Source organism: Sphingorhabdus sp. (assembly GCF_029865925.1).
Classification (GTDB): domain Bacteria; phylum Pseudomonadota; class Alphaproteobacteria; order Sphingomonadales; family Sphingomonadaceae; genus Sphingorhabdus_B.
The window spans coordinates 1-11,382 of sequence record NZ_JARXAI010000021.1; the positions used below are offsets into that span (position 1 = coordinate 1).

The following is an 11,382-nucleotide window of genomic DNA, read 5'->3' on the forward strand; positions in this document are numbered from 1 at the left end:
ATATGCCGCGGCATGTGATCCAAATTGCGGCATGATGCTGTTGTAGAGCATGTCGACGCCGCCGTAGATCGGGCGGCCATGCAATACGCTGTCGCCCGGGCGGACATGGGCCAACGCGATGCTCGAATGGGCGGCCATGCCGCTGGAATAGGCGACTGCCTCTTCCGCGCCGTCAATTGCCGCAAGACGCTTTTCCAAAAAATCCAATCCCGGATGACCAAGCCGCGAATAAATATGGTTGGTTTCCCCGACCAGAGGCCCACTGCCGTCAAAATACGCTTCATGCACGTCTTTGGCGTGCTGCGCAGAGGGATACACAAAGGTTGAGGTCATGAAGATCGGTGGTTTGACCGAACCCATGCCCATTTCAGGGTCGTAGCCATAAGCGACCGCCAGCGTTTCGGGACGCAACCCCTTATCTTTATTGCTTGCCATGGGCTTCAATATACGCACGGGACTTGTCGCAATAATAGTCGGTAAAACGCTGCGCAAGCATTTCGGCTTCTTGTGAATAGGGGCCGGGTGTGTAGCCAAGGCTATTAACACCAACCTGATTGTTTTCGGCCAACGCCTTGTCCTCTAAATTTGTCTTGGTCCATAGGTCTATGAGTTTTTCGACGTCATAATCAACACCTTCGACAGCATCCTTATGCACATACCATTTACCCGTCACATGGGTTTCATTGGGGCCGACGGGCATAGCGCTGAACATGAACACATGGTCTGCGGTACAATGCACAAAGCAGTGGGGATCGACCGCCCAGCGCATCGAACCAATATCGCCTTCATTGGCTTCGCACATCAGCTTTTTGGATAGGTGTTGGCCATCGCCCGATATCGAAACGCAGCCTTCGTTCAACGCAAAGCGCGCGATTTGCCAATAATGCCCCTCAACAGGCGTTTGCGGCAGGCCAAGCGCGTCCATTGTTTCCTCGAAAGCTATGACCCGAGCGTCATGGCCGCTGTCAAAATGTTTGGACATGCCCACTGGAAATGTTTTTGCCAGTTCGGGGTGTCCGGTGCTGCAATGATAGCATTCACGGCCATTTTCCATCACCAGCTTCCAGTTGGCATTTTCAACAAGAACGCTTTCATATGCCAGCTTTGCATCTTTCAGGTTATGCGGCGCTGCATATTGCATAAGCTTTTCCCGAAAATCTTCAATCGGTGGCGGCGTTTCGGACAGGCAAATGAAGATCGTGCCCGATATGCATTCAATCGCAACAGGCTTTAGGCCATGTTCGGCTTTGTCGAAATCGCTGTCCATCCGGCCGGCTGCAAACAGGGATCCGTCAAGGTCATAGGTCCAACGATGATAGGGGCAGACCAGCTTAGGTGATGTGCCATTGCCAACGGCGCAAATCATTGAGCCGCGGTGGCGGCAGCTGTTGTGAAAAGCGCGGATCGTGCCTTCTTTATCCCGTGTGATGACAACAGGCCATTTGCCCACCATCATCGACACATAGCTGCCTGTTTTTGGCAATTCGCATTCCAGGCCAACCATCAACCAGCTTTCGGCAAAAACCGCCGCCATATCAAAATCGAAGCTATATGGTTCAGTATACAGAGCCTGCGGCAAAGTGTGCCGTTCACGACGCTGGTCAAAAAGCGTGGCTATGTGGTTCAAATCCATGATTAGGCCTTTGCTGAATCCTCTGTAAAATGCGAATGGGCCAGATATAGAGGTGATTAAAATCGCATTTTCGCATAGCCCTATGTCAAAATGTCGGGCTATGGTGATAGCGAAGAATTGCCCGCAGTCGAAAGGTCGAAATCATATCCAATCGCAGCACCATTAACCGTCGCTGGTTGCCGCTCAATGCCCTGCGTGCGTTCGAAGCGGTCGGGCAAAATTTGAGCTTCACTGGCGGCGCTTCGGCGCTTTCGGTATCGCAAAGCGCGATGAGCCGTCATGTGGGCGGGCTTGAGGAGCTGCTGGGAAAGCAACTTTTCGTCCGCGACGCGTCGAGGCTTTCACTGACAGCGGCCGGTGAAGAGCTTTTGCCTGTAGTGAGCAAGTGCCTCGACCGGCTAGAGCAAACGATGAATTCCATCCGCGATGATGAATTGACTGGCCGTTCGCTGCGACTGCATGTGCCGCCATCTTTGCTTCAGCAATTATTCCTGCCGATGTTGCGTGATTTTCACGCCGAACATCCCGACATCCGCTTGGATGTTTCAAGCGCGCACGTAACTGGACTGCCATCAACAGATTTTGATATGGCCATTGCTTATGACCGACCCAATGTTGATGATCGGATCACCGATCTTCTGTGGATGGTGCGCGTTGCGCCCTTATGTTCACCGGCAACTGCGATGGCCGCTCAGGGTAAGGCGCTGGAGGCATTTCTTCAAGGCGAGGAGCTTCTGCACCTCAAACTGGATGGCGAGCCGCGGGATCTTTTGTGGACGGCGTATCTCCGGCAAAGCGGCATAGCCGTTGCGACCCATGGCGGGCTTGCGTTTGATACCACGATTGCTGCGGCGCAATACGCGATGACCGCCAACGGTGTCTTTTTGGGAGATATCGATATGTTCGCACAGGAAATAGCGGATGGGCGTCTGGTGATGCCGTATGATGCGGTGATCGAAGACGGCTATGGCTATTATCTAAAACTCCACGCCGACGACTTGGGCGACCCTGCGATTTCTATGTTCCGAAGCTGGTTGATCAGCCGCTTTGGGGCATTGCGGTAAGCGCGGAATCTGCGCGGGCTAGACTTATCAGGCGCAGGCCGGATTTCTTCGCCATGTCGATCGCAAGATCAGTTGCCGCCGAAATCGTGACGAGCATTGGACAGTTGGCAAGGATAGCCTTCTGAACCAATTCCAAGCTACAGCGCGCGGTCAATATTATAAATCCCGCTGAGATATCGATGTTGGCGCGGGCGAGCGCGCCAATCAATTTGTCGAGTGCATTATGGCGGCCCACGTCCTCACGCGTCATAAGGATAGCCCCGTCGGGCGCGCAAAATGCCGCTGCGTGTGCCGAACCTGTTTGGGCATTTAACGTCTGATGCGACCGCAATGCCGATAGCGCCGAAAAAATCGCCACATCGGCGACCGCAATCTGCGCAGTTATGTGGGGCAAAGGGCGCATGACCTCTTCGAGATTGTCCATACCACACAAACCGCAGCTGCTTTCGGAGACCCGTTGGCGCGCGCGGGCAAAGACTTTTGAGGCGTTTTCTTGTGGCACCTGAATGCGCAAGATCCAGCCCAAATCGGCCTTGTGCGCATCGATGGCCAGAATGTCATCAGTGTGGCTAACCAACCCTTCCGACATGCTGAAGCCGACAGCATAGTCCTCAAGGTCAATTGGCGTTGCCATCATCACCGCATAGCCAATACCATTATACTCAATTGCGATTGGTGCTTCTAAAATGATGTCCCGCTCTATTACCTCTGCCGCGCCATGATCAGGCTTAAGCACAGAAAAGCAGATAGGCGTTGCGCCTTTATCAGGCGCCATTTTGCGCGTCGGCCAATCGACCAATGGCGGCGGCAGCAACCGGAGACAGGCCATCGGTTCCATGCGCAAAAATGAGCTGCTTCATCCGCGGGTCCCAGAATTGCTGAATATGATCGGCTACCGCAGCAATAGGGGCATCGTCTGTCGCCAGATTGGTTGCAATCTGATTGGCCATGAGGATCAGGCGCTCAACGGTGTTCATTCGGCGGGAATTCCGGCTTCCACCCGGCGTGAGCGTGTCGACAAAGCCTCATACTCTTCCTGCCACTCGGTTGGTCCATTGGAGGCGCTGATCTGAACCGCAGTGACTTTATATTCCGGACAATTGGTTGCCCAGTCGCTGAAGTCCGTGGTGACAACATTCGCCTGCGTCACGGCATGGTGGAATGTGGTGTAGACAACCCCGGGGGCAACGCGGTCAGTCACCGTCGCGCGTAGCGTGGTTTCGCCCGCACGGCTCGCCAATTTCACCCAATCGCCTGACTTCAATCCGCGATCCTCGGCATCTACCGGATGAATTTCCAACAAGTCTTCCGGATGCCAAGCGACATTCTCTGTCCGCCGCGTTTGCGCGCCGACATTATACTGCGATAATATGCGTCCAGTCGTCAGCAACAACGGAAAACGCGGTCCCGTTTTTTCGTCGGTAGGCACATAATCGGTTACAACAAATTTGCCCTTGCCGCGGACGAAGCCATCAACATGCATGATCGGCGATCCCTCGGGCGCATCGGCTGTCACTGGCCATTGTAGAGATCCGGCCTCATCCAGCCGGGAAAAGGACACGCCAGCGAAGGTCGGCGTAAGCCGGGCGATTTCGTCCATGATTTCGGACGGGTGGCTATAGTTCCAATCCAGCCCCATCGCCTGCGCCAGCCGCTGCGTGACTTCCCAATCCTCCAACCCGTTCAATGGTGTCATCACCTTGCGTACGGGTTGAATGCGGCGTTCGGCGTTGGTGAAAGTGCCGTTCTTTTCAAGGAAAGTTGATCCAGGCAGGAAGATATGCGCGTAGTTCGCGGTCTCATTCAGGAAAAGATCGTGGACGATCACACATTCCATCGCCGCCAGACCGGCCGACACATGCGCCGTGTTCGGATCGGATTGGAGAATATCTTCGCCTTGGCAATAGAGTGCCTTGAACACGCCGTCGACCGCTGCATCGAGCATGCTGGGAATACGCAGGCCGGGCTCTGGATCCAGCGTTACACCCCAGTCATCTTCAAACAATCGCCGCGCGTCGCCATCGCTGATGTGGCGATATCCGGCAAGCTCATGCGGGAAACTGCCCATGTCGCACGCGCCTTGGACGTTATTTTGGCCACGAAGCGGATTTACGCCGACACCACGGCGACCAATATTCCCGGTTGCCATCGCCAAATTGGCGATTGCCATAACTGTCGAGCTGCCTTGCGAATGCTCGGTAACACCAAGGCCGTAATAGATCGCGCCATTGCCGCCCGTTGCATATAGCCGCGCCGCTGCGCGCAGCTCTTCTGCATCAACCAGGGTAACGGGCTGCAAATTTTCGGGGCTGTTGCGGGCTTGCGATACGAACTCGGCCCAATGGCTATATTCATCCCAGTCGCAACGCTCCCGGATAAATGCCTCATCGGTCAGACCTTCGGTTACGATCACATGTGCCATCGCGGACAGTACGGCAACATTAGTGCCGGGGCGTAACGGAAGATGGTGCTGCGCCTCGATATGCGGTGAACGCACAATGTCGGTGCGGCGTGGGTCAATGACGATAAGCTTTGCACCCGGGCGTCCATCTTGTCCGCGCAATCGGCGCTTCATGCGGCTGGCAAAAACGGGGTGCCCATCGGTGGGGTTGGCCCCGATGATCAGGATGACGTCGCTGTCTTCGACGCTATCAAAATCCTGCGTTCCCGCGCTTGTGCCAAAGGTTGTTTTTAGGCCGTATCCGGTAGGCGAATGACACACGCGCGCGCAGGTATCGACATTGTTATTGCCAAAGCCTGCGCGGACGAGCTTCTGCACAAGGAAGGTTTCTTCATTGGTGCAGCGGCTCGAGGTAATGCCGCCAAGGGCGTTGCGACCATATTTCGCGCTAATCCGTTTAAGTTCTGATGCGGTGTAGGCAAAAGCTTCGTCCCATTCGACCTCGCGCCACGGGTCGCTGATGGATGCGCGGATCATTGGCTTCAATATGCGTTCCTGATGCTGCGCATAGCCCCAGGCAAAGCGACCCTTGACGCAACTGTGGCCGCGATTGGCCTTACCGTCTTTGTAGGGGACCATCCGCACCAGTTGCTCGCCGCGCATTTCTGCGCGGAAGGTGCAGCCCACACCGCAATAAGCGCAGGTCGTAACAACGCTGCGTTCGGGTGTGCCGACCTCTACAACCTTTTTTTCTACCAGCGTTGCTGTTGGGCAGGCTTGCACACACGCACCGCAAGACACGCATTCTGAACCCATAAAATTGTCGCTGGCAAAGCCTGCGGATATTTTTGAATCCCAGCCCCTGCCTTCCATGGTCAGTGCGAGGGTACCTTGCACCTCGTCGCACGCACGGATGCAGCGCGAGCAGGCAATGCACTTGCTCGGATCGAAATCGAAATACGGGTTGGAGTGATCTTTTTCCTGCCCAAGATGTGTCGCCTGCACGTCATAACGCACATCACGAAGGCCAACAGCGCCGGCCTGATCCTGCAATTCGCAGTCACCATTGGCGGCGCATGTGAGGCAATCGAGCGGATGGTCTGAGATATACAGTTCCATGACGCCTTTGCGCAATTTCGCCAGATGCGGGGTCTGGGTGTGTACGACCATGCCGGGTTCGACAGGCGTCGTACAACTGGCCGGGGTGCCTTTGCGGCCATCAATTTCAACAAGGCACAAACGGCATGAACCATAGCTTTTCACACTGTCAGTGGCGCATAATTTTGGAATGGACGTACCTTGTTCGGCAGCAGCACGCATGACGCTTGTTCCAGCAGGCACAGTGACATTGCGGCCGTCGATGGTAAGCGAAATTGCTTCGTTCGAGCGACTTTCCGGTGTTCCGAAATCCTTTTGCGGCTGGTACGTCATGTTGCTACCTTATACCAATATTCGACCGTTGCGCAGCATATTGCGCAAGGTCCCAAGGCGTGTTCAAATTGTGGAAAGCATTTGCGGATGTGATTGCTTGCGCGCCGCTTGCGGCGAGCCAACTGCGCATCGACAAATTGTCCTGATTGCGCAGATGTTTTTCAAGGCGTTGCGCAAGCGCAACAGGCCACACGCCAAACAGATAATGCCCATCGATATAGATGGCACGATCATCGGGACGTTTCATTGGAAATTGGGCGACGGGCACGACATCGCAACCAGCGGTCACCACCTCATCGAACCCGTTTTGCTGCGCGTAAAGAAGCGCTGCATTCAGGCCGCCCAAAGGCCCCATGTCGGGGAAGGGGGCGTCTTCTATACAATCCATCCCAGCCCATGCGCGCCCGCAGACAATGAGCCTGTCGACCTGTTCGCGCAATCCATCGGCGACATGTTCAATCAGCGGCCGGCCGTTTAACATTGCAGCAGCCTTGTCGCTCCCAAAGCGTGTAGCCTTACCGCCGGCAATGATCGCGCCGAGCCTTTTCACCGGAAATCCTCGGGAAAATGCTTGATGGCGCTCATAACGGGATAAGGTGTAAAGCCGCCCAAGGCGCAGAGCGAACCGAACTTCATGGTTTCGGACAGGTCGGCAATCAGCGCGAGATTTGCGTCCACATTTTTACCAGCGATAATCTGGTCCAGCGTTTCAACGCCGCGCGTACTTCCCAACCGGCAGGGCGTACATTTTCCGCAGCTTTCAACGGCACAAAACTCCATCGCAAAGCGCGCCATTTGGGCCATGTCGACTGTATCATCGAATATATTGACGCCAGCATGACCAATCAGCGCGTCAGCAGCAGCAAACGCCTCATAATCAAAAGGAAGATGGAACTGTGCGGGCGGAATATACGCGCCCAATGGTCCACCGACTTGCACGCAGCGCACGGGGCGGCCGCTAGCTGTGCCGCCGCCGATATCATGCACAAGTTCGCCAAGCGTGATGCCGAAGGCAACTTCGTAAAGGCCACCATGCTTTACGTTCCCGGCGATTTGGATGGGCATGGTGCCCCTAGATCTGCCAGCGCCGAATGCGGCATATGCTTCGCCACCATGCTGTAACACCCATGGTATAGCGGCCAATGTCAGCACATTGTTGACGATTGTTGGCTTGCCAAAAAGGCCTTCCAGCGCAGGCAGTGGTGGCTTGGCGCGAACCTCGCCGCGCTTACCTTCCAGGCTGTTGAGCAGCGATGTTTCCTCGCCGCAAATATAAGCGCCGGCACCAACGCGGACTTCGACGACAAATGGCGCAACCAAATGGGCCGAAAGCTTGATAGCGGCTTCCATCTTGGCGATAGCATGCGGATATTCGGAGCGGATATACACATAGCCCTTGTCCGCGCCGACCGCGAAACCGGCAATCGCCATGCCTTCAATCAGCATGAAGGGGTCGCCCTCCATCACCATGCGGTCCGCAAAAGTGGCGCTGTCGCCTTCGTCTGCGTTGCAAACGATGTATTTCTTTTCACCGCTGGCACGCGCGACCGTCTGCCATTTTATGCCTGCAGGAAAACCAGCGCCGCCACGGCCACGAAGCCCCGAGGTCATGACCGTATCAATTGTTGCTTGGGCGCCCATTTCGCGGGCCCTTGCCAGCCCAAGCCAGCCATCTGAGGCGTAATAATCGTCGAGTGAAAGCGGGCGGGTTTTGCCGGCGCGCGCGAAAGTCAGGCGCGTTTGATTGGCGATAAACGGATGATCCTCAATGCGACCCAAGGACGGCGTATTACCCTTGATTATATCCGCAACCTGATCGACCGACACTGGACCATAGCCGATGCCGTCAATATCAACCAGCGGCTCCAGCCAGTGCATACCCCAACTCGAAACGCGCTCGACGGCGACGCCCGCGGCAATGAATGCCGACGCAACGTCGTCCGCGCCGCAAGCGATCGCAACGGCATCATCAGATATCCGGACGGTCACATGGCCTCCAATAATGTTTTGAACTTAGCACCGTCCAAACGTGCATAGACTTTTTCGCCAACCATCGCAGATGGACCAACCGCGCATAATCCAAGGCAATAAATGGCCTCCACTTTTATGCGGCTTTGGTTGTCCGCGATGGGGACCAAAGCTTCGACGCCACGTGCTTTGCAGGCTTCGGACCGGCACAGTTTCAAAACTGGTCGGGGTTCGGCTTCTTTGCGGAAATCATGATAGAAACTGACGACGCCATATACTTCGGCGCGGGTCAGGTTCAATGCCTGCGCAATCTCGCGCATAGCTTCCTCGCTGACATGACCGAACATCTTTTGCACATCGTGCAGTACCGGGAGGAGGGGCCCCTCTTTGTCTTTATGCTCGGCCAATATGTCAGCTATTGTCGCCATTCAAAACACCACCACGCTGCGGATGGATTCACCTGCATGCATTAGATCGAACGCTTTGTTGATCTCTTCGAGACCCATGACATGCGTAATCATCGGGTCAATCTCGATTTTGCCGGTCATGTACATATCAACAATCTTTGGCACATCGGTCCGCCCCTTGGCGCCACCAAAGGCTGTACCGCGCCAGTTGCGGCCCGTCACAAGCTGGAACGGGCGTGTCGCGATTTCCTTGCCCGCTTCTGCAACACCAATGATGATGCTGGTGCCCCAGCCACGATGGCATGCCTCAAGCGCCGTGCGCATGACCTCTGTGTTGCCCGTCGCATCAAAAGTGTAATCCGCGCCGCCGTCGGTCATCTGCACAATCTTGGCAACCACATCTTCGCGGCTTAGCCCCTTGGAGTTGAGGAAAGCCGTCATGCCGAACCTGCGGCCCCATTCTTCACGATCAGGGTTGATATCAACGCCGATAATCATGCCAGCACCCGCCAGACGCGCGCCTTGAATAACGTTCAGGCCAATACCGCCCAAGCCGAACACCACAACAGTGTCACCAACCTGTACCTTGGCCGTGTTCACCACCGCGCCAACACCCGTGGTCACGCCGCAACCAATATAGCAGCTTGATTGAAACGGCGCATCTTCGCGAATTTTGGCAAGTGCGATTTCTGGCAAGACCATGAAGTTCGAAAATGTCGAACAGCCCATATAATGGAAAACCGTCTGGCCCTTATAGCTGAACCGGCTTGTGCCATCGGGCATCAGCCCCTTGCCTTGCGTCGCACGGATCGCAGTGCACAGGTTGGTCTTACCCGACAGGCAGCTTTTGCACTGCCGACATTCCGGCGTGTACAAAGGAATGACATGGTCGCCCGGGCTTACGCTGGTCACGCCAGCACCCACTTCACGCACAATCCCTGCGCCCTCATGACCCAGAACCGAAGGAAAAATGCCCTCGCTGTCAAAACCGTCCAGCGTATACGCATCGGTATGGCAAATGCCCGTTGCCATGATTTCGACCAGCACTTCGCCAGCCTTTGGACCTTCCAAATCCAACTCAACAATTTCCAATGGCTTTTTCGCTTCAAATGCAACTGCAGCGCGGGTCTTCATGGTCGCTATCCTTAACTTTGTTGATCTGGTTGGATCTTACTTAAACACAATCGTGCGATTGCCATTGAGCATCACACGATGTTCCAGATGGAGTTTGACTGCGCGTGCGAGCACTCGGCTTTCTGTGTCTTGGCCTTGCGCGATTAAATCCTCAACTGTGTCGGCATGGTCAACGATCGAAACGTCCTGCGTGATAATTGGTCCTTCGTCCAAGTCCGGCGTGACATAATGCGCGGTCGCACCAACCATTTTGACGCCCCGTTCATAGGCCCGATGATAGGGCTTTGCACCCTTGAACCCGGGCAGGAAGCTGTGGTGAATGTTGATGACGCGGCCATCAAGCTTACGGCAAAGCTGGTCGGACAGGACCTGCATGTAGCGCGCGAGGATAATGAGATCGACCTTCTGCTCTTCAACCATCGCAAGCAATTTCGCCTCTTGATCCAGCTTTGTTTCTGGCGTGATCGGCAAATGATGAAACGGAATGCCCTCATGCTCTGCCCTGCGCTGCCAGTTTACGTGATTGGATACGATGCTCGTCACGTCCATTGGCAACCGCGCGGTAGAGGTCCGGTACAAAAGATCGTTTAAGCAATGCCCGCCTTGGCTCACCATTATCATTGCGCGCAGTTTCTTGCGCAGGTCATGGATCTGCCAGTCTAACTGAAATGCAGCTGCAACAGACATGAATGCGGCGCTAAAGCTTTCAGTGGTCGTATTGTCGGCACATGCAATGGCAACGCGCATAAAGAAGCGACCGCTATTGGTGTCACCATATTGCGAGCTTTCAACGATGTTACAATCCTGACTCGCGATTGAATTCGCGACAGCCGCCACGATCCCTTTGCGGTCCTCGCAGGCTATTAACAAAACAAAGTCGGCCCCCATTTGCATCTTTTATCCCTATTCCCTTGAAGATGGGGGACCGCGTAGACTGCCATTTCCGCGCTCACCATTGGATTTCGCTATATATTAGGTCTTCTAATCGCGACATGTAGATGATGTAATTGGTTGAAGAATTTATTTTACCAATCACGAAAATTTGGTCAATTGCTTGAAATGGGCTGCAGTTTCAGTCTACACGGTGGAGTTTAAAGGCCCTCGCAACGTCGGGGGATGGTTGAGGGGAATGAAATTGAAAAGTTATTTAAAAATTTCGACGGCTGCGCTCGTTATTGCATCAGCCAGCGTTGGTATCGGTATCACTCCTGCATTTGCGCAGCAAACAGCTGAAGAGCAGGATCGCGGGATCGCGGATATCGTCGTGACCGCAACGCGTCGCGAAGAGTCGGCAAACAAAGTTCCGCTCGCGATTACTGCCTTGGGCGGTGACACGCTGAGCGA

12 protein-coding genes are annotated in these 11,382 nt (G+C 54.9%); 2 read left to right on the forward strand and 10 right to left on the reverse strand.

Translation table 11 applies throughout. From position 1 onward, the window contains the following. Both QE270_RS01665 and QE270_RS01670 read right to left on the reverse strand, forming a co-directional pair. Nucleotides 1-435 (reverse strand): PLP-dependent transferase (locus QE270_RS01665; protein ID WP_300034201.1); only part of this gene is annotated, 435 nt, incomplete at its 3' end. Beyond that, on the reverse strand, nt 422-1,633 hold the full coding sequence (locus QE270_RS01670; RefSeq protein ID WP_300034203.1) for an aromatic ring-hydroxylating dioxygenase subunit alpha: 1,212 nt from the start codon (nt 1,631-1,633) through the stop codon (nt 422-424). The genes QE270_RS01665 and QE270_RS01670, both read right to left, overlap by 14 nt. Nucleotides 1,634-1,809: 176 nt before the next feature. Between QE270_RS01670 and QE270_RS01675 the strand changes: the two genes are divergently transcribed. After that, complete coding sequence (locus QE270_RS01675) at nt 1,810-2,697, forward strand: LysR substrate-binding domain-containing protein (protein WP_300034205.1); 888 nt, start codon at nt 1,810-1,812, stop codon at nt 2,695-2,697. On the opposite strand, the gene fdhD is transcribed toward QE270_RS01675, so the two are convergent. From fdhD to purU, 8 genes are read right to left on the reverse strand one after another with little or no spacing between them, the layout of a single operon-like run. After that, complete coding sequence (fdhD, locus tag QE270_RS01680; protein ID WP_300034207.1) at nt 2,672-3,472, reverse strand: formate dehydrogenase accessory sulfurtransferase FdhD; 801 nt, start codon at nt 3,470-3,472, stop codon at nt 2,672-2,674. The genes QE270_RS01675 and fdhD overlap by 26 nt on opposite strands. Next, nucleotides 3,462-3,674 (reverse strand): formate dehydrogenase subunit delta, encoded by a 213-nt coding sequence (locus tag QE270_RS01685; protein ID WP_300034209.1) that lies wholly within the window; start codon nt 3,672-3,674, stop codon nt 3,462-3,464. Before QE270_RS01685 ends, fdhD begins: the two co-directional genes overlap by 11 nt. Next, nucleotides 3,671-6,529, reverse strand: a complete 2,859-nt coding sequence (gene fdhF, locus QE270_RS01690; protein WP_300034211.1) for a formate dehydrogenase subunit alpha — start codon at nt 6,527-6,529, stop codon at nt 3,671-3,673. The genes QE270_RS01685 and fdhF overlap by 4 nt, the downstream gene beginning before the upstream one ends. Nucleotides 6,530-6,533: 4 nt before the next feature. Continuing rightward, a complete protein-coding gene (locus tag QE270_RS01695; RefSeq protein WP_300034213.1) occupies nt 6,534-7,079 on the reverse strand; it encodes a molybdenum cofactor guanylyltransferase in 546 nt (181 codons plus the stop codon). Then, nucleotides 7,076-8,518 carry an NADH-ubiquinone oxidoreductase-F iron-sulfur binding region domain-containing protein gene (locus QE270_RS01700; RefSeq protein ID WP_300034215.1) on the reverse strand — a complete coding sequence of 481 codons (1,443 nt, stop codon included), beginning with the start codon at nt 8,516-8,518 and terminating at the stop codon, nt 7,076-7,078. The genes QE270_RS01695 and QE270_RS01700 overlap by 4 nt, the downstream gene beginning before the upstream one ends. Next, nucleotides 8,515-8,925: an NAD(P)H-dependent oxidoreductase subunit E gene (locus tag QE270_RS01705; RefSeq protein ID WP_300034217.1), complete on the reverse strand. Its 411-nt coding sequence runs from the start codon at nt 8,923-8,925 to the stop codon at nt 8,515-8,517. The genes QE270_RS01700 and QE270_RS01705 overlap by 4 nt, the downstream gene beginning before the upstream one ends. Then, a complete protein-coding gene (locus tag QE270_RS01710) occupies nt 8,926-10,038 on the reverse strand; it encodes an S-(hydroxymethyl)glutathione dehydrogenase/class III alcohol dehydrogenase (protein ID WP_300034219.1) in 1,113 nt (370 codons plus the stop codon). Nucleotides 10,039-10,074: 36 nt separating this feature from the next. Continuing rightward, complete coding sequence (gene purU / locus QE270_RS01715; RefSeq protein ID WP_300034221.1) at nt 10,075-10,932, reverse strand: formyltetrahydrofolate deformylase; 858 nt, start codon at nt 10,930-10,932, stop codon at nt 10,075-10,077. A 241-nt stretch (nt 10,933-11,173) separates the two neighbouring features. Here purU and QE270_RS01720 point away from each other — a divergent pair. Next, nucleotides 11,174-11,382, forward strand: a 209-nt coding sequence (locus QE270_RS01720; protein WP_300034223.1) for a hypothetical protein, incomplete at its 3' end; no start/stop codon positions are given.

Coding starts and splice junctions, on each gene's coding strand:
- QE270_RS01670 (WP_300034203.1), bottom strand. CDS start 1,633: ATGGATTTGAACCACATAGCCACGCTTTTTGACCAGCGTCGTGAACGG.
- fdhD (WP_300034207.1), bottom strand. CDS start 3,472: ATGGCGCCTGATAAAGGCGCAACGCCTATCTGCTTTTCTGTGCTTAAG.
- QE270_RS01685 (WP_300034209.1), bottom strand. CDS start 3,674: ATGAACACCGTTGAGCGCCTGATCCTCATGGCCAATCAGATTGCAACC.
- fdhF (WP_300034211.1), bottom strand. CDS start 6,529: ATGACGTACCAGCCGCAAAAGGATTTCGGAACACCGGAAAGTCGCTCG.
- QE270_RS01705 (WP_300034217.1), bottom strand. CDS start 8,925: ATGGCGACAATAGCTGACATATTGGCCGAGCATAAAGACAAAGAGGGG.
- QE270_RS01710 (WP_300034219.1), bottom strand. CDS start 10,038: ATGAAGACCCGCGCTGCAGTTGCATTTGAAGCGAAAAAGCCATTGGAA.
- purU (WP_300034221.1), bottom strand. CDS start 10,932: ATGCAAATGGGGGCCGACTTTGTTTTGTTAATAGCCTGCGAGGACCGC.